The 25,460-nt window shown below is 43.6% G+C and carries 23 protein-coding genes and 1 pseudogene; 13 read left to right on the top strand and 11 right to left on the bottom strand.

What is annotated here, in order from left to right:
- The first annotated feature begins 110 nt into the window (after window positions 1-110).
- The 3 genes from cueR to Q5C82_RS07305 all read left to right on the top strand — a co-directional run bounded on the left by cueR (window position 111) and on the right by Q5C82_RS07305 (window position 2,995).
- Window positions 111-542: a Cu(I)-responsive transcriptional regulator gene (gene cueR, locus Q5C82_RS07295; RefSeq protein ID WP_032727347.1), complete on the top strand. Its 432-nt coding sequence runs from the start codon at window positions 111-113 to the stop codon at window positions 540-542.
- 60 nt (window positions 543-602) lie between these two features.
- Window positions 603-1,937, top strand: a complete 1,335-nt coding sequence (locus Q5C82_RS07300) for a hemolysin family protein (protein ID WP_003224188.1) — start codon at window positions 603-605, stop codon at window positions 1,935-1,937.
- Window positions 1,938-2,095: 158 nt separating this feature from the next.
- Complete coding sequence (locus Q5C82_RS07305) at window positions 2,096-2,995, top strand: NAD(P)-dependent oxidoreductase (protein WP_003224186.1); 900 nt, start codon at window positions 2,096-2,098, stop codon at window positions 2,993-2,995.
- Between the two features lie 20 nt (window positions 2,996-3,015).
- Here the strand turns inward: Q5C82_RS07305 and Q5C82_RS07310 are convergent, their stop codons facing one another.
- The 3 genes from Q5C82_RS07310 to Q5C82_RS07320 all read right to left on the bottom strand — a co-directional run bounded on the left by Q5C82_RS07310 (window position 3,016) and on the right by Q5C82_RS07320 (window position 6,172).
- Complete coding sequence (locus Q5C82_RS07310; RefSeq protein WP_003224184.1) at window positions 3,016-4,143, bottom strand: FAD-binding oxidoreductase; 1,128 nt, start codon at window positions 4,141-4,143, stop codon at window positions 3,016-3,018.
- Between the two features lie 101 nt (window positions 4,144-4,244).
- The gene (locus Q5C82_RS07315; protein WP_003224182.1) at window positions 4,245-4,844 is read right to left on the bottom strand and encodes a 1-acylglycerol-3-phosphate O-acyltransferase; all 600 of its coding nucleotides are present in this window, start codon (window positions 4,842-4,844) and stop codon (window positions 4,245-4,247) included.
- 332 nt (window positions 4,845-5,176) lie between these two features.
- Window positions 5,177-6,172, bottom strand: coding sequence for an aldo/keto reductase (locus tag Q5C82_RS07320; protein ID WP_003224180.1), 996 nt, complete (start codon window positions 6,170-6,172; stop codon window positions 5,177-5,179).
- A gap of 196 nt (window positions 6,173-6,368) precedes the next feature.
- Here Q5C82_RS07320 and sigM point away from each other — a divergent pair, with 196 nt between their 5' ends.
- Genes sigM through Q5C82_RS07335 form a run of 3 tightly spaced genes read left to right on the top strand, consistent with a single transcriptional unit; the run spans window position 6,369 to window position 8,204 of the window.
- Entirely contained in the window at window positions 6,369-6,860 is a 492-nt protein-coding gene (sigM, locus tag Q5C82_RS07325) for an RNA polymerase sigma factor SigM (protein ID WP_003224177.1), read from the top strand.
- Window positions 6,850-7,926 carry an anti-sigma factor gene (locus Q5C82_RS07330; RefSeq protein WP_079996321.1) on the top strand — a complete coding sequence of 359 codons (1,077 nt, stop codon included), beginning with the start codon at window positions 6,850-6,852 and terminating at the stop codon, window positions 7,924-7,926. The genes sigM and Q5C82_RS07330 overlap by 11 nt, the downstream gene beginning before the upstream one ends.
- The gene (locus tag Q5C82_RS07335) at window positions 7,914-8,204 is read left to right on the top strand and encodes an anti-sigma-M factor (protein ID WP_003224169.1); all 291 of its coding nucleotides are present in this window, start codon (window positions 7,914-7,916) and stop codon (window positions 8,202-8,204) included. The genes Q5C82_RS07330 and Q5C82_RS07335 overlap by 13 nt, the downstream gene beginning before the upstream one ends.
- 34 nt (window positions 8,205-8,238) lie before the next feature.
- Here Q5C82_RS07335 and Q5C82_RS07340 read toward each other — a convergent pair whose 3' ends face one another.
- On the bottom strand, window positions 8,239-8,667 hold the full coding sequence (locus tag Q5C82_RS07340; protein WP_003224165.1) for a GNAT family N-acetyltransferase: 429 nt from the start codon (window positions 8,665-8,667) through the stop codon (window positions 8,239-8,241).
- A gap of 109 nt (window positions 8,668-8,776) precedes the next feature.
- Here Q5C82_RS07340 and Q5C82_RS07345 point away from each other — a divergent pair, with 109 nt between their 5' ends.
- The gene (locus Q5C82_RS07345; RefSeq protein ID WP_003224163.1) at window positions 8,777-10,186 is read left to right on the top strand and encodes a PLP-dependent aminotransferase family protein; all 1,410 of its coding nucleotides are present in this window, start codon (window positions 8,777-8,779) and stop codon (window positions 10,184-10,186) included.
- Window positions 10,187-10,220: 34 nt separating this feature from the next.
- Here Q5C82_RS07345 and Q5C82_RS07350 read toward each other — a convergent pair whose 3' ends face one another.
- From Q5C82_RS07350 to citA, 4 genes are all read right to left on the bottom strand, one after another.
- On the bottom strand, window positions 10,221-11,576 hold the full coding sequence (locus Q5C82_RS07350; RefSeq protein ID WP_003224161.1) for a sodium-dependent transporter: 1,356 nt from the start codon (window positions 11,574-11,576) through the stop codon (window positions 10,221-10,223).
- Between the two features lie 120 nt (window positions 11,577-11,696).
- Window positions 11,697-13,094, bottom strand: coding sequence for a branched-chain amino acid transporter BcaP (gene bcaP / locus Q5C82_RS07355; protein ID WP_003224160.1), 1,398 nt, complete (start codon window positions 13,092-13,094; stop codon window positions 11,697-11,699).
- Between the two features lie 253 nt (window positions 13,095-13,347).
- Complete coding sequence (locus Q5C82_RS07360) at window positions 13,348-14,217, bottom strand: SDR family oxidoreductase (RefSeq protein WP_032727226.1); 870 nt, start codon at window positions 14,215-14,217, stop codon at window positions 13,348-13,350.
- A gap of 73 nt (window positions 14,218-14,290) precedes the next feature.
- Window positions 14,291-15,391, bottom strand: a complete 1,101-nt coding sequence (citA, locus tag Q5C82_RS07365; protein WP_003224156.1) for a citrate synthase CitA — start codon at window positions 15,389-15,391, stop codon at window positions 14,291-14,293.
- 108 nt (window positions 15,392-15,499) lie between these two features.
- Between citA and citR the strand changes: the two genes are divergently transcribed.
- Entirely contained in the window at window positions 15,500-16,375 is an 876-nt protein-coding gene (citR, locus tag Q5C82_RS07370; RefSeq protein ID WP_003224154.1) for a transcriptional regulator CitR, read from the top strand.
- Window positions 16,376-16,444: 69 nt separating this feature from the next.
- On the opposite strand, the gene Q5C82_RS07375 is transcribed toward citR, so the two are convergent.
- Complete coding sequence (locus Q5C82_RS07375) at window positions 16,445-17,458, bottom strand: LysM peptidoglycan-binding domain-containing protein (RefSeq protein WP_003224152.1); 1,014 nt, start codon at window positions 17,456-17,458, stop codon at window positions 16,445-16,447.
- Window positions 17,459-17,991: 533 nt separating this feature from the next.
- Between Q5C82_RS07375 and phoA the strand changes: the two genes are divergently transcribed.
- Window positions 17,992-19,368 (top strand): alkaline phosphatase PhoA, encoded by a 1,377-nt coding sequence (gene phoA / locus Q5C82_RS07380; protein ID WP_013307948.1) that lies wholly within the window; start codon window positions 17,992-17,994, stop codon window positions 19,366-19,368.
- Window positions 19,369-19,397: 29 nt separating this feature from the next.
- On the opposite strand, the gene spoVR is transcribed toward phoA, so the two are convergent.
- Window positions 19,398-20,804, bottom strand: a complete 1,407-nt coding sequence (gene spoVR / locus Q5C82_RS07385) for a stage V sporulation protein SpoVR (protein ID WP_003224150.1) — start codon at window positions 20,802-20,804, stop codon at window positions 19,398-19,400.
- A gap of 54 nt (window positions 20,805-20,858) precedes the next feature.
- On the opposite strand from spoVR, the pseudogene Q5C82_RS07390 reads away from it, so the two are divergent.
- From Q5C82_RS07390 to Q5C82_RS07400, 3 genes and pseudogenes are all read left to right on the top strand, one after another.
- Window positions 20,859-22,496, top strand: a pseudogene (locus Q5C82_RS07390) (mechanosensitive ion channel).
- Between the two features lie 112 nt (window positions 22,497-22,608).
- A complete protein-coding gene (gene nsrR, locus Q5C82_RS07395; RefSeq protein ID WP_003224147.1) occupies window positions 22,609-23,049 on the top strand; it encodes a nitric oxide-sensing transcriptional repressor NsrR in 441 nt (146 codons plus the stop codon).
- A 152-nt stretch (window positions 23,050-23,201) separates the two neighbouring features.
- Window positions 23,202-24,644, top strand: a complete 1,443-nt coding sequence (locus Q5C82_RS07400; protein ID WP_003224145.1) for a peptidoglycan endopeptidase — start codon at window positions 23,202-23,204, stop codon at window positions 24,642-24,644.
- Window positions 24,645-24,687: 43 nt separating this feature from the next.
- Here Q5C82_RS07400 and Q5C82_RS07405 read toward each other — a convergent pair whose 3' ends face one another.
- Window positions 24,688-25,011 (bottom strand): YqzG/YhdC family protein, encoded by a 324-nt coding sequence (locus Q5C82_RS07405; RefSeq protein ID WP_003224141.1) that lies wholly within the window; start codon window positions 25,009-25,011, stop codon window positions 24,688-24,690.
- Window positions 25,012-25,211: 200 nt separating this feature from the next.
- Between Q5C82_RS07405 and Q5C82_RS07410 the strand changes: the two genes are divergently transcribed.
- Entirely contained in the window at window positions 25,212-25,454 is a 243-nt protein-coding gene (locus Q5C82_RS07410; protein WP_003224139.1) for a YhdB family protein, read from the top strand.
- Window positions 25,455-25,460 lie beyond the last annotated feature (6 nt).

The following is a 25,460-nucleotide window of genomic DNA, read 5'->3' on the forward strand; positions in this document are numbered from 1 at the left end:
TACTTCAATTAGATGATGAATTCCACACTTCCAGTTCCCGTCTGGAAAAAAACAATAAACTTGTGCAAGACACCGTTCATATATTAAACTATTCTCATAACTATAACGTGATGGTTGGGAGGGATATAGATGGGGCTGAGACTTATCGTATCAGTGAACTAGCGGCACTTGCCGGAGTAACGAAACGAACAGTTGATTATTATACGAATATCGGTCTGCTTACGCCGGCCAGATCCTGTTCAAATTACCGTTACTACGACGAAAATGCACTCAAACGGCTTATATTTATTGTAGATTGTAAGAAGCAGCGATTGGCCCTGTCCGATATTAAAGATCGACTGGAGAACCAGTTTCCCTCTTCAGCTAAACTTGATGATGAAATTGGAAATCTGGCATTAGAAATTGATCATATGAATCAAAACATCTCCGGAATCTTGCATCGGTTTGAACGGCTGAAGCCCGAGGATCGTGACAAGCTGAAAAGCAAGCTCCCGCCCGAAAAGCTCGCCGTGTTCCAATCATTTATGCTGCTGTTAAGTTAAAACCATTTTATCTAACAGGAGGTGTTACCTTCATTCTCAATGCTAGAGTGAAGGTTCTAATTGGACATAGTGAATTTGATTTTAGTTGCTGTTTTAATCGCCCTGACGGCATTTTTCGTTGCATCTGAGTTTGCCATTATCAGAATCAGAGGCTCACGGATTGATCAGCTGATCGCGGAAGGAAATAAAGCAGCAATAGCCGTAAAAAAAGTGACCACGCATCTTGATGAATATTTATCTGCGTGTCAACTCGGAATTACATTGACTTCCATCGGATTAGGGGTTTTAGGTGAATCAACGATTGAAAGGCTGCTTCACCCGCTTTTCGTACAATTGAACGTTCCAGGTTCCCTTTCACATGTCATATCGTTTATTTTTGCGTATGCCATTATCACGTTCCTGCACGTTGTTGTCGGAGAACTTGCACCTAAGACAGTCGCTATCCAAAAGGCGGAAGCAGTGTCTATGCTGTTTGCGAAACCGCTGATTTGGTTTTACCGCATTATGTTCCCGTTCATTTGGCTTTTGAACAATTCCGCACGGTTATTGACAAAAGCATTTGGCCTGGAGACCGTTTCAGAAAACGAACTCGCTCACTCTGAAGAAGAGCTGCGAATCATTCTGTCTGAAAGCTATAAAAGCGGTGAAATTAACCAGTCAGAGTTTAAATATGTGAATAAAATCTTTGAATTTGACGACAGGCTCGCGAAAGAAATTATGATTCCGCGGACCGAAATTGTCAGCCTTCCGCATGATATCAAGATTTCTGAAATGATGGACATCATTCAGATTGAAAAATATACCCGCTACCCTGTAGAAGAGGGCGATAAGGATAACATTATCGGGGTTATTAATATTAAAGAAGTGCTGACCGCCTGCATCAGCGGCGAGGTATCTGTTGATTCCACCATTTCTCAATTCGTCAACCCGATCATTCACGTCATTGAATCTGCGCCGATCCAAGATCTGCTTGTCAAAATGCAAAAAGACAGGGTTCACATGGCCATCCTGTCTGATGAATACGGCGGGACTGCCGGGCTCGTGACGGTTGAAGACATTATCGAAGAAATCGTCGGTGAAATCCGCGATGAATTTGATATTGATGAAATTAACGAAATCCGCAAAATCGGCGAAGGCCATTATATTCTTGACGGAAAAGTGTTGATCGATCAAGTAAACGACCTGCTCGGCATCCATTTAGAGAACGAAGAAGTCGATACAATCGGCGGCTGGTTCCTTACCCAAAAATACGATGTTGAAAAAGGCGATTCTATCATCGAAGAAGGCTGCGAATTTATCATCAACGAAATTGACGGTCACCATGTCGCTTATATTGAAGTCAAAAAGCTTGCGGCAGAAGAGCTTGTCGAAGCTGGGGAACCGAAAGAAGCATAATATGAAAAGACACCTTTTATTAGGGTGTCTTTTTTATTATGTGTTGTTTTAACCTCCCCATTCTGCTCCTATGAAAACTGTTGCTAATAAAACGCTAATCCTCGGGAAGCCTAATCATGGGGTTCGATCTCATTTAAACAAGAAAAAGGAGTGAAAACATGAAAGTAGTGGTAACTGGGGCAGCAGGCAAAATCGGTCGTTGGGCCGTAAGAACAATATTGGAGGCCGGCCACGATGTGACAGCGTCAGATCGGTTATTAAGAGAAGAATCAGCATCGAAAAAATTTATTCAAGCAGATTTGCGGGATTATGGCCAGGTATGCCAGCTTATTATGGGCTGTGATGCTGTGGTCCACCTCGGGAATATCCCGACCGATGTCAGGAATACCTCTCAGGCGATATTTGAAAATAATATGCTCGTCAATTTTAATGTCCTGGAAGCCTGTAAAGATTTTAAAATCCCTAAGCTGGTATGGGCTTCAAGTGAAACGGTACTGGGATATCCGTTTGTCCCGAAAGAGCTCAGCTACCTTCCTGTAGACGAAGAGCACCCGACGATCGTAAAATCATCGTATGCCATGGCAAAACGGCTGACTGAAATTCTCTCAGATATGTATTCAAAGCTTACCAAAACACAAATCGTCACCCTCCGTTTTGCGAATATATATGAGCCTGATGAGTACGAAAAAATCCCTGGCATGCACTGGAACGAGCAGCAAAAAGAGATACAAAAGAAAAATGCATGGGCGTATTGCGATGTAAGAGATGCAGCACACGCTTGCCTCCTTGCAGTCGAAAAAAATAATCTCGGGAACGATGTCTTCCATATTACTGCGCCGGACACCATCATGAAAGAACCGAGTGAAGACTTAGTTAAGCGGTTTTTCCCGGATGTCTCTTTAAAAAGAGATATAAAAGGATATGAAACGCTGATGGCAATCGATAAAGCGAAAAAGATCCTTGGTTATGAACCGCGTTATACATGGCGTTCTGTATTAAACAATGACGGCTCACTCAAAGCACTGCCAGAAGATCAGCTTTCATTATCCAAAATTTAAAAACAAAAAGCAGCAGATGTTCAATGAACGTCTGCTGCTTTTTTTATATCATATTCTTCTAAATTGATGTCTACATCCATTTTAAGAGCCAGCTTTGCCAGCTGCAGCCCCATATAGGGGCCCATTGTCAAACCTGACGATCCAAGGCCATTTGCTGCTATGATCCCATCCCAGCCGGGAAGGGGACCGATCACCGGCACATCACCTGGTGTAAAAGGGCGTAAACCGACTCTTGCCTCTTGAAAGGTGCTGTTTGCTAAACCAGGGGCCATTTCTAGACCTTTGTTCAACAACTCCTGCAGCCCGCCGGCCGTTATCCGTACATCATGTCCTTCTATGTCATCTTCGCGAGTCGCTCCAATGGCTATTCTCTTGTCAGCATAAGCTAACAGATATTCCTTAGAAGGCGGCATCAAAGCCGGCCAGCTCTCCATATCATTTGCGTCCGGAACTTGTACATATACGATTTGCGCTTTTTGCACGCTTACTTTGAAGTGAATGCCTAAAGGTTCCAGCAATTGGTCTGCCCATACACCTGCACAAACAATCACCTCATCAGCAGCATAACATTCATCACTCACGGTTACTCCTGTCACTCGTTTCGAATGATATTGAAGTTTGGCATCGCCTGTTAAAAAAACGGCGCCCATTCTTTGAGCAGAACGCACTAATGCATCTCTCAGCACTTCGCCATCCACTCGGGCAGCTCCGCTTATATGAATGGAATGGTACCGTTTAGCCAGCAACGGAAACATGCCAGCAGTTTGCACTTCAGAAAGAAAGGAAATCTCACCGATTTCCGGGGCACCTTGTTTACGTTCCTGCACCCGTTTTTCAATTTTCTCAATCTTTTCTTTCTCGTGATGAATACTAAGAGCACCAACAGGAGCATAACCCGTTTCTTTCTCGCCTGCTTTTCTAAGCTCTTCTATGAAACTGGGGTAAAAGTGTGCTCCTGCCTTTGCCATTCTGTACCACGCCTGATTTTGCCTCGGTGACAGCCACGGACAAATAATGCCTTTCGCCGCATGGGTGGCCTGCCCCTTATCTTTCCGGTCTATAACAAGAACCTCAGCCCCCATTTTGGCTAACTGATATGCAGTTGACGCTCCCAGAATTCCAGCTCCTACTACGATGATTTTTTTCATTTTCCGTAACCTTTCCCAATAGTCAATTCCTCAATTAGTATAGCTAATTACCGAGGAACTTATAAACAATCGGAAAATTAGTGAGTAGAAGCACTGATGGTTTATAGCTGCTCAAGCTTCTTTTCAAGTTCTTTAATACTATTATTCAAAGCCTCTGTCATAGCTGCAAGTCTTTCCTTTGACGGCAGGTGGGCAAAATCAGCCTGCTGAAGAGGCTCACCGATAATAAGCTTCATTTTTCCTTTTTTGAACAATTCCTTTCCGCTTGAAGGCCCTTTATAAGCAGCGGGAACGAGCGGCGCTTTCCCCATTTGCGCAATCGTCACCGCACCTCTTTTCAAAGGCACGTCCTCAGAGGTTCTTGTTCCGCTTGGGAAGATACCGACGATCTCTCCTTCTTTCAGCAGCTTAATCGGTGTTTTAATACTGCTTGGCCCGGGATTTTCCCGATCTACCGGAAAGGCATGAATTTTCTGCAGAAATGAACCGATCCATTTATTTTGAAAAAGCTCTTTTTTCGCCATGTAGTGTATTTGATAAGGAAGAATCCCGACTCCGAGTGTGATCACATCAACCCAGCCGGAGTGTGTACACGCGATGACAAAACCTGAATCGGCCGGAAGGTTTTCTTTGTTATACACCTTCACTCCTCCGCGAAGAGAAAGAATAACTTTTAAAGCATTTGCACAAAACTTATACATATCGCACTTCCTTTGTCGTAATCAATGATTCTTACTGTTATTATAACAACATTTTTTATTACCTGGTACTAATTTTTATGATTTCTCCGGTTAAAACGCCAAAAAGCTGAGGATTTGCCCTCAGCTTTCAGATTGTTGACAAAATGCTAAAATGGTTTTCATTTTAGCATTTTGTCATCTTTTCAGCGTGATTGAAAACCCTTGAAGTCTAGGAAGGACGAGCATCGGAGCACAGCGAATCTTCTAATTCGTGAGCACCGACATGCAGGCCTGACAACGAATGCGAGGGTTTGTCGACACGCTGAAAGCTGAGGATTCCCCCTCAGCTTTTGTTATATTTCCTCCCTGGTCGGCGGTGCCATAAACTCCGGCCCGACCGGGTCTGATATCGTATTTTCTAATATAGTATTGATGTCTTTATGATCTTCACTGCTCAGCGTCCAATCTGTAATCTTTGATACCGCCTCAACCTGCTCAGGCTTTCTCGCTCCCCAAAGAGCGATATCCGCTCCCGGCTGATCTAAGATCCATCTGACGGCCAAGTGAATCACTGATTTTCCATAACGTGTCTTCGCCAGCTCATCCAATTGTTTGACAGCGGAAAGATACTCTTTAAAACGGGGCTTCTGGAATTTCGGATCGTGATTTCTCAGATCGTCGCCTTCAAATGGATACTCTTCGGTCATTTTTCCTGTTAACAGCCCTCTGCATAAACTGCCGTATAATAACGTTGTGATCTGTTTGTCTTTTGCATAGGGAAGAACATTCTCTTCGATTTCTCTTTCAAACAGATTATATGGAGGCTGTACCGTATGAAGCGGTGCAGCGGCGCGAAATGTATCCATTTGCTCAACTGAAAAATTGCTGACGCCAATCGCCCGGATTTTCCCCGCATCATATAGTTCCTTCATTACTTCCGCCGTTTCTTCAATTGGCACAAGCGGATCAGGCCAATGCACCTGATAAAGATCAATATAATCCGTTTGGAGCCGCTTCAAAGAAGCCTCGACTTCCTCTATGATTCTCGCTCTGTTTGCGTGGCGGAATAGCTGGTTGTTCTTCCAGTCCAGAGCCGTTTTCGTTGCGAGAATCACCTGATCTCTTTTGCCGTGTTCCTTGATCGCCTTCCCGACGATTTCCTCGGACTGCCCGAAGCCGTAAGCCGGCGCAGTGTCAATCAGTGTGATCCCCTGATCAAGAGCGGCGCGGATTGTTTTGATGGATGTTTTTTCGTCAGTGCCTCCCCACATCGTTCCGCCAATCGCCCATGTACCGAGGCCGATCCTGGAGGCTTTGATTCCTGTATCTGCAATACTGGTATATTCCATTGTGCCACTCCTTCACTTTTTCACTATCTTTTCCCCGCTGGCAAAAATGTTAAACATTTCTCGGTACTATCTTTTGCGTCCATTTTTGGTTACTATATAGGAATGGTGTTTGATTAGGTATAAAAAAGCCGTTTGCACGTAATGTGCAACTTTAAACCTTTCTTATGCGTGTATAAGATAGAGGGGAGAAAAGGCAGTGACGATCGATGAAATTTACCAAATGTACATGAATGATGTTTACAGGTTCCTGCTCTCCATGACTAAAGACAAGCATCTTGCCGAAGACTTGCTGCAGGAAACCTTTATGCGGGCATACATACACATTCACTCCTATGATCACAGCAAAGTAAAGCCCTGGCTTTTTCAAGTAGCGCGAAACGCCTTCATTGATTACGTCAGAAAGCATAAGAAAGAAGTAACCATTTCTGATGACTTGATCGGAAGCCTCTTTCAAAATGCTGTTCAGAGCCCTGCCCATCAGGTAGAGATAAAGGAAGTGCTGACTGGTTATATGTCCGAGCTCCCCGATAATTATCGGGAGGCCTTAACGCTATATTATTTAAAAGAGTTAAATTACAAAGAAGCATCCCATATTATGAATATTTCAGAAGCGAATTTTAAAAGTGTTTTATTTCGCGCCAGACAGCGGCTGAAAGCACTTTATAATAGAGGTGTTAATGATGAATGAAGAATTTAAAAAGCGTTTTGATCAATATAAAAATGGGGAAATGAGCGACCAGGAAATGACCGCATTTGAGGAAGAACTTGAGAAGCTAGAAGTGTATCAGGAACTGATTGACAGCGAGCTAGAGGACGACAACGATTGGGATGTCAGCATCAGTCCTGAAAAACAAAAAGCGATTTTAGCCTACGGCAAACGCAAGTCTTATTTGCGAATTTCTGTACTTGCCGTCATTTCGACATTGATGATTTTGCCGCTTTGTACGCTGGGAAGCTACCTCTATTATGGAATGGGAGGAAAACACAGCACCGGCAATGAGTTTATGGAAACCGCCGCAGTCACTGTAGCCCTGACCATGCCGAATGTTCTTGTCGATACATCCGGACTGAAAAGCCAAGTGAAGCTGTTTGGCATGAATACGGAATTCCCGCTGCAAAAGCAGATCGGCACGAAGACAGCTGCCGTAGGGAATGAACGGGTTGAAATGTTTTATGATAAAGTGAAAGCGCCGGCCGTTAACTACTATGACTTAGAAGTGAATAAAACAGGCCATTACTTTACACACCCATCAAATGCGTCAGAACAATCAACCGCAAAAGCAGAAAAAACATTAAAGACATTACCTGAAGGAACGGTTTCCGAGGTCTATCTTTCATATGACCGTGCATACCCGACAAAAGAAGTGTATAACAAGTTCAAAGGCTATGATGTGAGCTTTTTGTGGAATGCAATTGAAACAGAGAGAAATACAAATGAGACAGTGTACACAGAACCTCTTGGCTATCCTGGGAAGGATTCAAAGTTCTTGGCCGCACTTAATACAAAAGGCAAGTCAAATGGCGATCAGTTTATCAACGCCCTGAAATTCATGTCCAAGCACGAAAAATGGGCGCAGGTCATTTCAAAACGAAAAGACCTGAATGTAGATAACCGATTGGATTATGTCGAGAAAAACGGTGTCAATGTATACGGTTCGGTCGTTACAGGACCAACCAAGGAAATCCAGCGCATGCTGAAAAACAAATCTGTAAAATCAGCGAATGTCGGCGAGGTGGAATTATGGAACTGGTAAGAATTTTCAAAGAACACAATGTATTTGGCTGGATCTCTGTCGGGACAGCGGTTCTGTCCCTGCTTCTGCTGAATTTGGCGATTATCAGCAACGTCACATTTTATTCCTATCAAATGCTTCCGTTCGCCATGGCTGCCGTTCCGTTTGGCGTTATTGAACTCTTCATCAAGAGAGGACGCACAGGCCCCGGCCTGCTCGGCGTCATCCTGAATCTCTTTGTGATCATTTGTGTGTATACCATTGTATCTGTAGATACCAATTTACAGTTTGGCTTTTAAAAGAAATAGACGCCTCTTCAGGCGTCTTTTTTAATTACACCTGCTTTCGAAACAGATAGCTTTCTATAGAAAAACCCATTTTGTCTGTATAAAATCGGTGTGCGTCTTTACGCTGAAGGCCAGATGAAAGACTGATAAAGCCAAATCCGGCTTTTCTCGCCCAGTCTGCGGCATAATCTAAAAGCATTTTGCCGTATCCCTTTGATCGGCAAGGCGCGGTTGTCACAAGATCCGCAATCCATAAGTGCTCCCCTTTATGAATGGATACTCTCGGCAGCGCGCCGCACAGCGCCCTGATTGCTGTACCCTCATATAAGGCAAACAGCATATACGATTCTTTCTGTACACAGGCTTCAAGCCTTTGTAAATACGTCTCTTCATCCAGTTCTGTTCTCAATTCACTCATGACCGGATACGACTCGGCCCATTCTTCTTTCGTGGTTAGTTGTTTCAAATGAATCATCTTCTCAATCCCCTTTCCTTTCGTTACAATGATCATAGCGAATAAATGGCATTTGCCAAATAGCCAATATTAGAAAAATTGACCATGCCAGATACAAAGGAGATATGAGATGGATATTACGCCGTTTCTTAATAAAAAAAGCAAAACACCGCTGTATGAGCAGCTTTATACCTTTTTCAAACAAGAAATTTCACATGCGCGAATAACGAAGGGAACAAAACTTCCGTCAAAACGCAGACTCTCCGGCTTGCTCGGTGTCAGTACAGCAACAATCGAACGTGCTTACGAGCAATTAACTGCTGAAGGCTATGTCAAAAGCAAGCCAAAAATCGGCTGGTTCGCGGCGGGAGTAGAAGCAGGCTTCCCGGCGGTTCCTGACCATTTTCACCAGTCTATGCAACAGGTCTTACATGAACATAACGCACCTGCTATTGACTTTCATCAGGGCAATGTTGATCATATCCACTTCCCCTTTAACGCCTGGAGAAAAAGTACGGCAAAAAGTCTGGAGCGCTACTCCGGATCGTTCCACACCTCTGGCGATCCACAAGGAGAACCTGAACTCAGGCACATGATTGCCCATTTCGTCAGAATGTCACGAGGTGTCAATTGTGAGCCCGGCCAGATCATCATCGGCGCAGGAACAACCGTGCTTCTGCAAATTCTTTGCCTTACGCTTGAGCCAGGAACAAAAATCGGCTTTGAAGAACCGGGTTTTCACCGGTCAAGAAGGATGTTTGAAGCCAATCGCATGAATGTCATTCCGATTTGTTCTGATGAAGAAGGCGTCCTGTTGGGTGAGGTTAAACGGCAGAATCCGTATCTCGTGTATACGACTCCTTCGCATCAGTTTCCGCTCGGGACCATTATGACAATAACCCGCAGACAGGAGCTGCTGGCATGGGCAAAAGAAGCAAACTCTTTCATTATAGAGGATGATTACGATGGAGAATTTCGTTACAGCGGCCAGCCTATTCCGTCTTTGCAGGGTCTTGATCCGAATGGCAGAGTCATATATCTCGGCACTTTTTCAAAGTCACTGTTGCCTTCCTTGCGGCTCAGCTACATGATTTTACCCCCTGCACTCATGGAACCGGTCAGAAAAAACGCTCAGTTAATGAAGCAAACGGTCTCTTTCCACTCGCAAATGGCATTAGCAGACTTCATCGAAAGCGGAGAATGGCAAAAGCACGTAAATAGAATGAGAGCCTTATACCGAAAAAAACACGCTGTCCTGTTAGATGCCATACGCTCTGAACTGGGAAATAGCGTTGAGATTCTCGGTAAAAACTCCGGGCTTCACATCCTGCTGCGGATTTTGTTTCCAGTAAGTGAAGAAGAAGCGATCAAAGCTGCCGCCGACAACGGCGTAACCATCTATCCCGTATCTCCCTCATATAAAGGACAGCCGCCATTTGTTTCTGTCTTAATCGGTTATGGCAGTTTGTCAGAAGAGGACATCAGGCTCGGTATCGAAAAACTGAAAACGGCTTGGGCACCGTGGATATCGTCTTATTAAATAAAAAACAGGCCCCGGAAACGGAGCCTGTTTTTTAAAATGATAAAATTCCGATTAAATTTAAGAATACAATGATAATGGCTAACGGCACGATAAACCGAAGCAAATAAAACCATGTGTAAAAGAATGCTTTACCTGCATTTGATCCGTTTCTCATTTCTTCCCAGAGCTCGCGCTTCGAAATTCTGAGCGGGATAAAAAGAGAAATTAACAGAGCGCCTAATGGCATTAAAACATTGCTGACGGTAAAATCGGCCATATCAAAAAACGTTTTACCAAATATGTGCACATCGCTTAATACACCATAAGACAAGCAGCAAGGGATTCCGACCAAGAAGATCAAAAGCCCGGTCGTCCATGACAGTTTTTTTCTCTTCTTTTCATTCCCTTTTCCAATTGTGGCGACAATAATTTCAACCATCGAAAACGCTGAGGTTAAGGCTGCAAATAAAAACGCAACCAGAAAGCCGATAAAAAACAGCGTGCCGAACGGAAGCTGTTCAAATACAGCCGGAAGCACTGTAAACAGCAGTGTCGGACCTTCGTTTGGCTGAAAGCCGAATGAGAAAACCGCCGGAAAAATGGCCAAACCCGCCAAGAGTGTCACAATGACATTCATCACGACAATGGATGCTGCCGAACGAGGGACATTTTGTGCTTTCGGCAAGTAAGAGCTGTAAGTCACCATCACCGACACACCCAGTGTTAATGTAAAGAAGGCTTGTCCCAACGCGAATAATATGGATTCCGGCGTCAGATCACCGAAATGAGGCACAAGCAAAAATGTCACGCCTTCCATCGCACCATTAAGTGTAAGAGACCGAAGAACGAGAAGAATAAACAATATAAACAAAATCGGCATGATCACCGCACTGACCCGTTCAATCCCTTTTTGAACCCCTCTGGCAACTACTAAGACAGTCAGCACCATAAATACAAACTGAGCCGTGAGCGTCTGCACCGGATTTTGGATAATAGAAGCAAAAAGGGTGCCATACTGCGCTTGAGAAAGTCCGGACAGTGAACCTGATGCTGTCTTCACGATATACAGCAAAATCCATCCTCCGATTACACTGTAAAACGACAGTACTAAGAAACATGCGGCTACGCCGACCCACCCTGTAAGAAACCAAGCTGTTCGCGGCGCTTCTTTTTTATATGCATCAATGGCATTCGTCTGGTTCCGTCTTCCAAAAATAAATTCCCCTACTAAAAGCGGATAGCCTAAGAGGATGGTAAATAACACAAAGATAAGAAAAAAGGCTCCTCCTCCATTGGTCCCCGCTACATAAGGGAACTTCCATATCGCGCCCAAGCCGATGGCCGAGCCGGCGGCTGCCATGACGAAACCGATTTTCGAAGCCCATTGGACTGGTTTTTGCTCAGACAATAAACGTCACTTCCTTTCCAGCCTATATTATCTCTTATTTTTGTCTTCATTTCTATATATTCATTTGCCAAGAACATAAAAGAGAGAGCAGCCTGTATGGCCGCTCTCTTAATCACAAGATTATTGATTTAATTTTGAATGCTTTCTTGAATACAGGAAATAGATTGCCAAGCCGATTAACAGCCACACAAGGAAGCGGACAATCGTCACCCATCCAAGATTTAAAATTAAGAACAGGCAGAACAGAATCGCCAGGCCTGGGATAACCGGAACCCCTGGGCATTTAAAGGCTCTCGGAAGATCCGGCTGTTTCTTTCTCAAAACGATAACTGCCACAGAAATCAGCACAAATGCTGACAGCGTTCCGATGTTTACCAGTTTTGCAAGTTCATCCAGAGGAACAAGTGAGCCGAGAAGCGCCGACATCGTTCCGAAAAACCAAGTGGCCACATAAGGTGTTTTGTGCTTTGGATGCACCTTAGAAAGCGAGCCAGGCACCAGTCCGTCACGTGACATGGCAAACATGACGCGTGTCTGTCCATAAAGCATCACGAGCATAACTGTTGTCATTCCCAAAACAGCGCCAATATCAATGATGCCTGCCACCCAGTTTTGCCCGGCGCTTTGAAGAACGAGAGAAACCGGATGAGCCACACCCGCAAACTGAGCAAATGGGATTACCCCTGTCATGATCGCTGATACGGTGACATATAAAATGGTGCAAACCAATAAAGAGAATATAATGCCTTTAGGCAGATCCTTCGCAGGATTTTTCGTCTCTTCCGCAGCAGAGGATACAGCGTCAAATCCAATAAAAGCAAAGAATACGAGTGCCGCTGCACTGAATACGCCGCCAAAGCCCATCGGCATAAACGGCTGCCAGTTATGCGGCTTCACGTAAACCGCTGCCACTGCGATAAACAACAGAACGACCAGCACTTTCAAGATAACCATGATGTTGTTGACTCTTTTGGATTCTTTAATGCCTAAATAAAGCAAAAACGTTATCGCCATTACAATCACGAATGCAGGCAGATTAAAAATGGTAAAGGTGTCTTTCACCGCTCCCGGTGCCGCGGTTAAAGCAACCGGAAGATGAATGCCCAGCCCTGATAAAAACGATTGGAAATAACCAGACCAGCCGACTGACACTGCACTTACCGCCAGCATGTATTCTAAAATTAAATCCCACCCGATAATAAAGGCCATAAGCTCTCCCAATGTCGCATAAGTGAATGTATACACCGAACCTGAAACAGGCACACTTGAAGCAAATTCTGCGTAAGACAGGGCGGCGAATAAACAAGCCAGTGCCGCCACAACAAATGAAATGGTCAGCCCGGGACCGGCCGTGACTGCACCTGTTCCCGTCAGCACAAAAATCCCTGTGCCAATAATGGCTCCAATTCCAAGCAATGTTAAATCGAATGCCCCTAATTCTCTTTTTAAAGATTTTTCACCGCTCGTCGCAGCAAGTAAATCCTGAATGCTTTTCTTCCTAAATACGCTCCCTTTCATTCCCCTTCAACTCCTAGACTAATGATCTATTTATATATATTTTATTTGAATTTTCTGAATTCATGAGCAACAATGGTCATTTATCTTTTTTTCTACTCTATTTGTACTAGTGGCGAATCATTCCTTTCTCCTATTCAATATTATATATAAAATCACAAAAATGAAAACAAAATTGTCAGAAAAATCGACATTATTTTATTTCGAGATTTCTTCTAACATAAAAAAACCAGCCATCAGGCTGGTTTTTCGTTAATTATGTTGAAATAAAACGTCCGCCATTTACATGAATGGTTTGACCTGTCATATAGGAAGATTCGTCAGACGCCAGCAGGACATAGGCACCTGCATGCTCAACCGGCTGTCCCGGTCTTCCCATCGGCGTATCCAAACCGTGCTGTTTCACTTTTTCCTCAGGGAATGTCGCCGGAATGAGCGGTGTCCAAATCGGGCCGGGTGCCACCGCATTTACTCTGATGCCTTTATCCGCAAGCGACATCGCCATAGATCGCGTAAAGGAGACAATCGCACCTTTCGTGCTGGAGTAATCAATTAATGCCGTGTCCCCTTCATAAGCGGTAATCGATGTCGTATTAATAATTGCACTCCCCTCTTTCAAATGAGGCAAAGCTTTCTTCGTCATATGAAACATGGAAAAAATGTTTGTGCGAAATGTTTTTTCCAGCTGTTCTGTTGAAATATTGAGAATGCTGTCCTGCGGATGCTGTTCAGCGGCGTTGTTCACCAAGATATCAAGTTTGCCAAAATGGTCTACGGTTTGCTGTACAGCTTGTTCACAATGGTTCTCGCCCCCAACATCTCCCGGGATAAGCAGGCAGCGGACATTTTCCTTTTCGACCTGTTTACGCGTTTCCTCTGCGTCCGAATGCTCATCTAAGTAAAGAATGGAGATATCAGCCCCTTCTTTAGCAAACGCAATAGCAGCTGCTCTCCCTATTCCGCTGTCGCCCCCGGTAATGATGGCGACTTTTCCTTTCAGCTTTCCGCTTCCTTGATAATCCTCGTCCTCTGACAGAGGCAGCGGATTCATTTCTGACTCAATGCCCGGCTGTCTGTCCTGATGCTGCGGGGCTTGTCCTTCTGTTTGTCTGTCCATTGGGTTCACATTCATCACTCCTAGACTTGTGGTTGATACAGAACGTTACCACGCCATAGAAGCGGCTAAACGGGAAAATATGTTATGAAAGAACTTCTTCAGGAATGGCGCCAATATATTTCGCTGAAGGACGGAAAATCATGTTGTTTTCAGCCTGTTCGAGCACATGGGCGCACCACCCTACCATTCGGCTTGCTGAAAAGGTCGGTGTAAACAATTCATCGTCAAAATCAATTGCCTTCATGACAGCCGCCGCATAAAATTCAACATTTGTATAAAGCTTGCGTCCCGGTTTATAGATTTCAAGCAAACGAATCGCTTCTGCTTCTACATGCAGCGCAAGATCAAGATCACGGTCATTGCCAGCCACCTCTTCTGCTTTCTGTCGCAATGCTTCTGCCCTCGGGTCCTTCGTCTTGTACACCCTGTGGCCGAATCCCATCAGGCGCTCTCCTTTTTCGAGTTTTTCTTTCAGATATGCTTCAGCATTTTCTTTTTCTCCAATGTCTTCAAGCATTTTTGTCACCGCAGAAGGAGCGCCTCCGTGCAGCGGGCCTTTCATCGTGCCGAGAGCAGCAGTGACGGCAGACACTAAATCACTCTCTGTAGATAATGTAACCCGTGCCGAAAAAGTGGATGCGTTCATGCCGTGCTCCATGGCAAGAATCATATATGTTTCAAGCGCTTTCTTTTTTGCCTCTGAAGGCTGTTCACCTGTGAGCATATAATAGTAGTTTTCGACATGTCCGTACTGGGAAGATGGCGCAATTGCTTGTTCACCGCGCGTCCATCGTTTTCTGTACGCAATGATAGAAGGCGTGATTGCAATCAGCCGAATTGCTTCTTCTGTTTTTGGTTGAAACGAGTATGCATTTTCGCCCAATGCTGAAACAACCGTTCTCAGTACCGACATGTCGTCCATGTTGTTTGGCAATGACTGAATCAAGCGCTCGATGTGTTTCGGCAGATGCCGCTCCGCAGCCAGCTTATCTTCAAATGTTTGCAATTCTTCAGTTGTCGGCAGCTTTCCAAATAAAATCAAATAAGCGGCTTCCTCAAAGCTGTGGTTCAAAGCAATGTCTTTTGCATGATGGCCTCTGTAAATCAGACGGCCTTTTTCGCCATCAATATGGCTGATAGATGTTTCCACACATGTAATTCCCTTTAATCCGTAATGTACCATTTGTATTCCCCCTATCCTTTTCTGTTATTATAGTAAATATAATATTTAAAAAATAATGAATATTTTAAAGGGAATTAATTAAAAATATTAATCAGAGGGAGAATAGAAATGGATTTCAAATGGCTTCACACCTTTGTGACCGCTGCGAAATATGAAAACTTTCGAAAAACAGCGGAAACGCTTTTTTTATCTCAACCCACTGTGACCGTGCATATCAAGCAATTGGAAAAAGAAATCAGCTGCAAGCTGTTCGAGCGAAAAGGCAGGCAGATTCAGCTGACTGATGAAGGCAGGGCTTATTTGCCGTATGCGCTCCGGCTTCTTGATGATTACGAAAACAGCATGGCAGAGCTTCACAGAGTGAGGCAAGGCTACTCTCAAACCTTACAGCTCGCGGTTTCTCCGCTTATCGCAGATACTGTGCTCCCTTCTGTCATGAAGCGGTACACAGCGATGAATACGGAAACAGAAATGGCAGTTACCATTTTCGAATCGGCAGAAATCGCGTCACAGATTAAAGCCGGGGAAGCAGATATCGGACTGAGCTGTTTAAAGGTACAGTCTTCCTCTTTAACCTGCCACTGTTTATACAAAGACCCTGTTGTCCTTGTTGCTCCGCCCGATCAGCGGATCATAGATGACAAAGAAATTGATGCCAAAGAGGTGCTCGAGCAGTACCTGCTTTTGACCCACAATCACCCTGATTACTGGGACGACTTGCTCCGTCAAGTCAGAGTGACATTTCCATTTGTGAGAACAATGAAAGTCACACAAACACATATAACGAAACGGTTTATCAAGGAAGGACTCGGCGTTTCATTTCTGCCCTTATCTACAGTAAAGCGTGAATTGGCAGAAAAACAGATGATCAGAATCCCTTATCAATCTGTACAGTTGCCTTATGCCGGCGCTTACGCAATCGCCCTTTATGAAAATAAGAAAGAAAAAAAATTTTTGGATTTTTTATCACATTTTCATTTTTAGGAGCAACCAAAACGGATGTGCTCCGTCTAATGAAAAAAACCCGTTCCAATGAACGGGTTCCCTTTATAATTAGAATCTTTTCGCACCGAGGTAACGAGGCTTCCAGTAGCTGTTGTCCAGGCTGCTGATTTGTACGCCGTCAGACCCTGCATGTACGAAACTGTTGTTTCCGACATAAATTCCCATGTGGGAAGGGCCGGATTTATAAGTTGTGAAGAAGACAAAATCTCCGACAGACGGGCTGGAAATGCTCTTCATAGAACTCCAGTATCCCGCAGTGCTTGTTCTGCCCACGCTTGTTTGTTTATTCAGTACGTACCAGATGAATCCGCTGCAGTCAAAGCCGGAAGTTGTCGTTCCGCCCCATTTGTATGGCGTACCGATTAACGCTTTGGCATCAGAAACCAGCTTGCTCACATTAAGTGATGTGGTAGATGATGGTTTACTGCTTGAAGATGATGAAGAGCTGGAAGAAGCAGGTTTTGAGCTTGTGCTTGTTCCTTTTACTTTCAACACTTGGTTGACATAGATGACATCTGATTTTAAGCCGTTTAAGCTTTTTAATTTGCTAACGGTCGTGCCGTATTGCTTTGCGATTTTAGACAGACTGTCCCCGCGCTTCACTTTATAAGTTGAAGTTGAACTTGATGATGTTGATACGCTTGATGAGCTTGAGCTGCTTGAACTTGCTGAACCTTTCAGTTTCAGGACTTGTCCGATACGAAGCAAGTCTGACTTTAAGCCATTCAGTTTTTTCAGTTCACTGACCGTCATGCCGTATTTTTTCGAAATTTTCCAAAGGCTGTCCCCGCTCTTTACAGTGTATGTAGAAGAAGATGAAGAACTGCTGCTTTTTGAACTTGTAGATTTGCCGTTAATCGATAAAGTCTGCCCTACATAAATAATGTCTGAACGAAGGTTGTTCTCTGATTTAATTTTACTGATCGTAGTGTCATATTTTCTTGAAAGATCCCATAAAGTGTCACCTTTTTTCACCTTGATGCTTTGTGCAGATGCCGCTCCTGCAAATAATGTCGATCCTAAAACAACTGCTGTCGTAGCTGTAATGATTTGCTTTTTCATATTTTCCTCCCCAAATTTTATATCTATATATGTATCTCTTTTTTTAATTAATCTTATTGTTTTCTATTATAAGGATAGATTCCCAACATAAATAGTCTTGACTTCATGCGACAAATTTCTTAATTATTCGTTCTTAAAAAAAGTTTTTAAGGGTATTAAATATTTCATTTTCGTTTCAAAGGTGACAAAAAACGAGTGCTTTTGTCATGTTTTATGGGAGGTTTTTCAACATAAAGGAAATAACTGAAAAACTTTCGGGGTCAACTCACTTATGGAAGAATGTGTGATAAAGAATATACGAGGAAAGCTGCGGTTATCCGCAGTTTTTTTATTTAAACAAACATATCATGCAAGGGTAAAGAGGTAAAGATTTTTCTGAAAAATGAATGCTTTACATCAAATAAGGCAAGATAACGAAACAGCGTTTTTTCATTTTCTTACAATGCTTTACTTAATGTTTACATGATCAACAGCCGCATTTAACAAAATTCCCCTAACATGAGAAACAGAATACCTTAAGGAGGCATGCAAAAATGAATTTGTTTCAAAACATGAAATCAAAGCTTTTGCCAATCGCCGCTGTTTCTGTCCTTACAGCTGGGATCTTTGCCGGAGCCGAGCTGCAGCAAACCGAAACGGCAAGCGCCAAAAAACAAGACAAAGCCGAGATCAGAAATGTCATTGTGATGATCGGTGACGGCATGGGGACTCCTTACATAAACGCCTACCGTTCCCTGAAAAATAACGGTGAAACACCGAATAACCCGAAGTTAACTGAGTTTGACCGGAACCTGACAGGCATGATGATGACGCACCCGGATGACCCTGACTATAATATTACAGATTCAGCAGCTGCCGGAACAGCATTAGCGACGGGCGTTAAGACATATAACAATGCAATTGGCGTCGATAAAAACGGAAAAAAAGTAAAATCAGTACTTGAAGAGGCCAAACAGCAAGGCAAGTCAACAGGGCTTGTCGCAACGTCTGAAATTAACCACGCCACTCCAGCGGCATATGGCGCCCACAATGAATCACGAAAAAACATGGATCAAATCGCCAACAGCTATATGGATGACAAAATAAAAGGTAAACAAAAAATAGACGTTTTGCTTGGCGGCGGAAAATCGTATTTTAACCGCAAGGACAGAAATTTGACGAAGGAATTCAAACAAGCCGGCTACAGCTATGTAACAACAAAACAAGCACTGAAGAAAAATAAAGATCAGCAGGTGCTCGGGCTTTTCGCAGACGGAGGGCTTGCCAAAGCGCTCGACCGTGACAGCAAAACACCATCTCTCAAAGACATGACGGTTTCAGCAATTGACCGCCTGAACCAAAATAAAAAAGGATTTTTCTTGATGGTCGAAGGCAGCCAAATTGACTGGGCGGCCCATGACAATGATACAGTAGGAGCCATGAGCGAGGTTAAAGATTTTGAACAGGCCTATAAAGCTGCGATTGATTTTGCGAAAAAAGATAAACATACACTTGTCATTGCAACTGCTGATCATACAACCGGCGGCTTTGCCATTGGCGCAAACGGCAAAAAGAATTGGCACGCGGAGCCGATTCTCTCCGCGAAAAAAACGCCTGAATTTATGGCCAAAAAAATCAGTGAAGGCAAACCGGTCAAAGATGTGCTCGCCCGCTATACAAATCTGAAATTTACATCAGAAGAAATCAAAAGTGTTGAAGCCGCTGCACAGGCTGACAATAGCAAAGGCGCCTACAAAGCCATCATCAAGATTTTTAACACACGATCTAACAGCGGCTGGACGAGTACCGATCATACCGGCGAAGAAGTGCCAGTATACGCGTACGGCCCCGGAAAAGAAAAATTCCGCGGACTGATTAACAATACAGATCAGGCAAACATCATATTTAAGATTTTAAAAACAGGAAAATAAAGAGGATGCAGAACACTGCATCCTTTTTTTTATAAATACCTGCGGTGAACACCTTTTCCGTCGTACGAAAACATAACTTCCTTACCCTCAAGCACAGAATCGATGTGTACGCTTCTTCCCCAAAGCTGAAATAAATAAGGAAGCACTTTCTCCAAATATTTTAAATCCAGCTCTATGCCTTCATACCAATGCTTAATATAGAGCTCGTTATTTTTCATGTAATCACCGTCGTTTACTGTCAAATATGGAAACCCGCCGTTTACCCGCATGCTCACGAGCTGGTCGCGTACCGATTTCCATTCTTTGTCGACGATTTTATAATCTCTGCCCTGTTTTTGAAACAAATAAAGATCCTCGCGCATAACTAAGTCTTTTGTTAAGTAATTGCGGATGAAAGAGATATCGGATTCAATTTCCCTGACCTCAAACATTTTCTCCCTGCCTGAGCCAGGCTTCACGCCCATTTTCTTCATTTCTTCCGTCGGGTTGTTGTACCGTTCCTCAATGTCTTCAAATATTTTCAGCCCTAAATAATAAGGATTGATGCCTGTTTTGGACGGCTGAACGACACCTGCATTCAGCTTGGCGAACTCTATCGCTTCATCAGATGTTAAATCAAGCTCACGTATAATTCGCTGGTGCCAATAGGAAGCCCAACCCTCATTCATAATCTTTGTTTCCAGCTGAGGCCAGAAATAAAGCATTTCCTCTCTCATCATCGTTAAAATATCACGCTGCCACGGCTCTAGCTCCCGGGAATGCTCCTCGATAAAAAGCAGAATATCTTTTTCCGGCCGCGGCGGGAAAGGTTTTTTCGATTTTTTCACTTGTTTTTTCGGTTTCTTTTCATCCAAAGACCATAGATCATCGTACGGCGTCGCTGCCTCTTCAATATCCTCTTCCTCATCGTCCACACTCCATAGGAGCTTCGGACGGACCAAAGACGGATCGATATGCTCCTGAATCGAAAGAATCGCGTCTAAAAAAGCTTCTACTTCTTTTATCCCGTGAACCTGTTCATAATGTTTAATCCGCTCGGCCGTTGCCGCCATGCTTTCCACCATATCGCGCTTCGTGTTTTGGAATCGGCAGTTGTTTTTGAAGAAATCGCAATGGGCCAGAACGTGAGCGACAATCAATTTATTTTGGATCAGTGAGTTGCTGTCCAGCAAAAAAGCGTAGCATGGATCTGAGTTAATGACCAGTTCATAAATCTTGCTTAATCCAAGATCATAATGCAGCTTCATTTTGTGAAACTGCTTACCGAAGCTCCAGTGGCTGAATCTTGTCGGCATCCCGTACGCGCCGAATGTATAAATAATTTCAGCCGGGCAGATTTCATATCTCATCGGGTAGAAATCAAGGCCGAATCCTTTTGCAATTTCGGTAATTTCCTCAATTGCCCGCTGTAATCCCTTTTTCTCCTCCGCGTTCAACCGAATCCCCCCTACTTGGACTTATCTATAATGTATGAGCCCGCCTGACAAAAGATGATAGCCTCACTTGGGCAAGAAAAAAATTCGCCCGGCATATTCAGCTGTTTGCCGATTGTGTCAGTGGGTAAAAACACACCATATTACGAAAAAAAGGAGCGATACCAATTGAATGTAGCAGACATGCTTTCTTCTTATCTCAGTAAGCTGCCAAACTTAATCATTGCTTTACTCGTCTTATTAATCGGATGGGCTATCGCTAAAATCATTGAAAAAGCGGTTTACAAAGGGCTCAGAAAAACAAAAATCGACGACAAGCTCTTTGCTGGGAAAAAGCCCTCACGCTATTCCTCAGAAAAAGTCATAAGCAAGGTCGTTTATTTTATCGCATTGATTATCGTCTTTATTTTATTCTTTAACATTTTGCACCTGACATCAGTGGCATCCCCGTTTGTCAGCATGCTTTCCGCAATTACAGCGGCTATCCCGAGCGTGCTGAAGGCCGGACTCATTTTGCTGTTAGGATGGGCTGCAGCCTCTGTATTGAGCTTCCTTGTTAAAAAAATCGGGATGAAGCTGAACACGAGTGACAAGCTGCGCAAGTGGAATTTAGTGTCTGAAGGAAAAGATATTCATCAGGCAGTCAATGCCGCTTCACAAATTGTCTTTTATCTCGTGCTGCTTGTTTTCCTGCCAGGGGTTTTATCTTCTTTGAAAATCAGCGGCATTTCAGGTCCGTTTACAAATATGATGGAAAGCGTACTTGCTTTTCTGCCTAAATTATTTGCCGCCGCGCTTATCGTTTTAATCGGCTGGCTTGTTGCCCGTCTTGTACGCGACATCATTACGAATTTCCTTGCAAGCATCGGTACGGAAAGATTCGCCGCACGTATGGGTTTATCTATTTACTTAAAAGATACAAGTCTTTCTGCAGTCATCGGAACAATCGCTTATGTGCTGATTTTAATACCGGTCGTCATTTCAGCGCTTGACCAGCTGGATGTCGCTGGCATTTCGAAACCGGCTGTCTCTATGCTGAATACCATTTTAAACATGCTACCGAACATCATCATTGCCATCGTGCTTGTTTTAGCGGGTATGTGGGCAGGAAAATGGGTAAACACCATGGTGTCCGGACTGCTCCATCGCGCAGGCTTTGATTCTGTATTAGGAAAAATGGGCATGGAAACAAGAACGCCTGCCAAGCTGTCCCTGTCTCAAGTTGTCGGTATGATCACGCAAATCATTGTCATCCTGCTGTTTACAGCCGAGGCGCTGCAAATTGTTCAACTGCACTTCCTCGTAGAGATTGCGACTGGCATCATTGCGTATCTGCCGAATGTCCTTGTCGCTGTATTCATTCTCGGCATCGGCCTTTACGCCGGGGAATTGGTGCGAAAAGTGCTCGCAAGCATAATCAAAGGCCAGGAATTCAAGTCTTTAGCGGCGATTGCTAAATATACGATTATCGCACTTGCTTTCTTTATGGCTTTGGACCAGCTTGGTGTCGCTGCCACAATCGTCAATTCCGCGTTCATCATTGTGCTTAGCGGCTTCGCACTCGCCTTCGGTTTATCCTTTGGCCTTGGCGGAAAGGATTTTGCATCACGTTATCTATCTACATTTGAACGTAAAATGCAAAACACCGAAATTGACAAGAACCGTAAAAACCAAAATCCGCCGAATAACATGTAAACAAAAACGTGTACCCAGCAGGGTACACGTTTTTTAGTGGAAAATTCCTTTTTTTTCATTTTTCAATCGATTATGATAAGATATAGAAAATGTCTTATTACGAGGTCTTATTATGAAGTTAACAAATTATACAGATTACTCATTAAGAGTGTTGATTTTTCTGGCTGCAGAACGTCCCGGAGAACTTTCAAATATAAAACAGATTGCCGAAACGTATTCTATTTCAAAAAATCATCTTATGAAAGTGATATATAGGCTCGGCCAGCTCGGCTACGTAGAAACAATACGCGGACGAGGCGGCGGTATCCGCTTAGGCATGGAACCTGAAGACATCAACATCGGTGAGGTTGTCAGAAAAACGGAAGACGATTTTAATATTGTTGAATGTTTTGATGTAAACAAGAATCTCTGCGTTATTTCCCCGGTGTGCGGCTTAAAACATGTGCTTAACGAAGCGCTTATGGCCTATCTTGCAGTTTTGGACAACTATACACTGCGCGACCTTGTCAAAAACAAAGAAGACATCATGAAGCTTTTAAGAATGAAGGAATAGAAATGATTCCTTCTTTTTTTTATGCCCTTTTTCCCCCTTTTTGTTAAGATAATATGGCTGTTTTTCAAAAAATGCAAAACGATGGGGAGAACCTGCCGATATAAAAAAGAAACAGCCTATTCAAAATCATTGGGGGAAAAAGGAGAGCTCAGATGAAAAAGAAATTAGCAGCAGGTCTGACAGCATCTGCGATTGTCAGTACAACTTTAGCAGTGACACCAGCTGAAGCAGCAACGATTAAGGTCAAAAGCGGAGATTCTTTATGGAAACTGGCCCAAAACTACAACACAAGTGTGGCGGCTATCACATCCGCCAACCATCTTTCGACTACCGTTCTGTCTATCGGCCAGACGCTTACGATTCCGGGCAGCAATTCCGGCACTTCATCTACTTCAAGCTCAACAACCAAGAAGAGCGGAAGTTCTGTTTACACAGTGAAAAGCGGAGATTCACTTTGGCTGATCGCAAATGAATATAAAATGACGGTGCAGGAACTGAAAAAATTAAACGGACTAAGCAGCGACATGATTCGTGCAGGTCAGAAATTAAAGGTAGCCGGTACAGTTTCTTCTAGCACCAGCTCTAGTTCCAGTACAAAAAGCAGTTCCAATAAGAGCTCAAGCTCTTCATCTTCTACCGGAACATACAAGGTGCAGCTTGGAGATTCGCTTTGGAAAATTGCAAACAAAGTCAATATGTCCATCGCAGAATTGAAGGTCTTGAACAACTTAAAATCAGACACCATTTATGTGAATCAAGTATTGAAAACAAAATCAAGCGGTTCTAATACGTCTTCCAAAGACACTTCATCTAATTCGAGCCACACTTCAGCAACAAAGACTTATACTGTAAAAAGCGGAGATTCACTTTGGAAAATTGCAAACAACTATAACCTGACTGTACAGCAAATCCGAAACAGCAACAATCTAAAATCAGACATGCTGTACGTTGGACAAGTGCTGAAGCTGACAGGTAAAGCTTCTTCAGGCACTTCATCATCATCATCGTCTTCTTCGTCAAATGCCAGCTCAAGCACGACGACTACATACACGGTGAAAAGCGGCGATTCCTTATGGGTGATTGCTCAAAAGTTTAATGTAACAGCTCAGCAGATTCGTGAGAAAAATAATTTAAAAACGGATGTCTTGCAGATTGGCCAAAAGCTGGTCATTAGCGGAAAAACTTCAACTTCATCATCTTCTTCATCCGGTTCTTCAAGTAACACCAGCTCAACAAGCGCGAAGATTAACACAATGATTGCCGCCGCTAAAGAGCAGCTTGGGGTTCCGTATCGCTGGGGAGGCACGACACCGGCCGGATTTGACTGCAGCGGATTCATTTACTACGCACTGAACAAAGTCACATCCGTATCTAGATTAACGGCAGCCGGATATTGGAACACAATGAAACCAGTCAGCCAGCCAGCTGTCGGAGATTTCGTTTTCTTTACAACATATAAAGCCGGCCCTTCCCACGTCGGAATTTATCTTGGAAACGGGGAATTCATTAACGCCAATGATTCCGGAGTTGTCATTTCCAGTATGAACAACTCTTACTGGAAACAGCGCTATCTCGGTGCAAAACGATATTTCTAAAAACAGAAACTGTATGGCCTTAGCAGCTGTACAGTTTTTTTGATTAGAGCCTAAAGACGTTGATGCTAATCATATGCTTTGTCACTGGATGAAAATAGACTTCGGCCCGAACAGAAAATGTATCAGCTTTCTGTCTGACCGTCACCCGAAAAACATCTTTCGTCTGCTCATCATTCACCTCGGTCCGCCCCATATAAGCGTAATCAGAAAATGAAGCGCCCTTATATTCATCCTGAATTTTGCTCCAGGCGAGCTGTTCCCACTTTTGAACGGACTCATCCGTGTCCGCTGAATGCCCTTTTGCAGCCATTGACATGATGATCAATCCGCAAAAAAGAAGCGCAATGGTATACGGCAGAGATTTCATGTTTTCAGTCTCCTGTACCCAGATTATGTTCTCTCATAGGTTTTCCAAAAGCGACGGCTTCATTCAGGCATTTTGATTTTATGTCTCCCTCATATTGCTATCCCTGTACTGCCGCAGGCGCCAAGTTTTGCCCCGTCAATAACATGGGATGCGGCATAAACTAATCATGAACTTCTCACACAAGAAAGGAGAAGCGATTCATGGATTATGCCGATTACGATAAAGCGCTGTATTACACCCATCGTTCTCAATGGGATAATTTACTAATTTTAATGGTGCGTACAGAGGATGATTTGTTATCAAAACGAATCGAACATTTTCTGCATGCGTATCATTTTGAACAGGATTACGCGGTTCTTGAAAAGATGCTGTACTCCCTTCTCCGTTATATTGATCATGCCACAGAGCTGACTTACGAAGATCAATTAGCCTTGCTCACATAAACAAAT

It is taken from the genome of uncultured Bacillus sp. (genome assembly GCF_958411575.1).
GTDB classification, from domain to species: Bacteria; Bacillota; Bacilli; order Bacillales; family Bacillaceae; genus Bacillus; species Bacillus spizizenii.

Excerpts from the sequence above, each read along its gene's own strand:
- Q5C82_RS07345 (WP_003224163.1), top strand. The coding sequence starts at position 8,777 with ATGGATATTACGCCGTTTCTTAATAAAAAAAGCAAAACACCGCTGTAT.
- Q5C82_RS07335 (WP_003224169.1), top strand. The coding sequence starts at position 7,914 with ATGGAACTGGTAAGAATTTTCAAAGAACACAATGTATTTGGCTGGATC.
- bcaP (WP_003224160.1), bottom strand. The coding sequence starts at position 13,094 with ATGAAAGGGAGCGTATTTAGGAAGAAAAGCATTCAGGATTTACTTGCT.
- cueR (WP_032727347.1), top strand. The coding sequence starts at position 111 with ATGGTTGGGAGGGATATAGATGGGGCTGAGACTTATCGTATCAGTGAA.
- Q5C82_RS07330 (WP_079996321.1), top strand. The coding sequence starts at position 6,850 with ATGATGAATGAAGAATTTAAAAAGCGTTTTGATCAATATAAAAATGGG.
- citR (WP_003224154.1), top strand. The coding sequence starts at position 15,500 with ATGGATTTCAAATGGCTTCACACCTTTGTGACCGCTGCGAAATATGAA.
- Q5C82_RS07340 (WP_003224165.1), bottom strand. The coding sequence starts at position 8,667 with ATGATTCATTTGAAACAACTAACCACGAAAGAAGAATGGGCCGAGTCG.
- Q5C82_RS07400 (WP_003224145.1), top strand. The coding sequence starts at position 23,202 with ATGAAAAAGAAATTAGCAGCAGGTCTGACAGCATCTGCGATTGTCAGT.
- Q5C82_RS07315 (WP_003224182.1), bottom strand. The coding sequence starts at position 4,844 with ATGTATAAGTTTTGTGCAAATGCTTTAAAAGTTATTCTTTCTCTTCGC.
- Q5C82_RS07405 (WP_003224141.1), bottom strand. The coding sequence starts at position 25,011 with ATGAAATCTCTGCCGTATACCATTGCGCTTCTTTTTTGCGGATTGATC.
- citA (WP_003224156.1), bottom strand. The coding sequence starts at position 15,391 with ATGGTACATTACGGATTAAAGGGAATTACATGTGTGGAAACATCTATC.
- nsrR (WP_003224147.1), top strand. The coding sequence starts at position 22,609 with ATGAAGTTAACAAATTATACAGATTACTCATTAAGAGTGTTGATTTTT.
- Q5C82_RS07310 (WP_003224184.1), bottom strand. The coding sequence starts at position 4,143 with ATGAAAAAAATCATCGTAGTAGGAGCTGGAATTCTGGGAGCGTCAACT.
- Q5C82_RS07375 (WP_003224152.1), bottom strand. The coding sequence starts at position 17,458 with ATGAAAAAGCAAATCATTACAGCTACGACAGCAGTTGTTTTAGGATCG.
- Q5C82_RS07320 (WP_003224180.1), bottom strand. The coding sequence starts at position 6,172 with ATGGAATATACCAGTATTGCAGATACAGGAATCAAAGCCTCCAGGATC.
- Q5C82_RS07410 (WP_003224139.1), top strand. The coding sequence starts at position 25,212 with ATGGATTATGCCGATTACGATAAAGCGCTGTATTACACCCATCGTTCT.
- Q5C82_RS07305 (WP_003224186.1), top strand. The coding sequence starts at position 2,096 with ATGAAAGTAGTGGTAACTGGGGCAGCAGGCAAAATCGGTCGTTGGGCC.
- phoA (WP_013307948.1), top strand. The coding sequence starts at position 17,992 with ATGAATTTGTTTCAAAACATGAAATCAAAGCTTTTGCCAATCGCCGCT.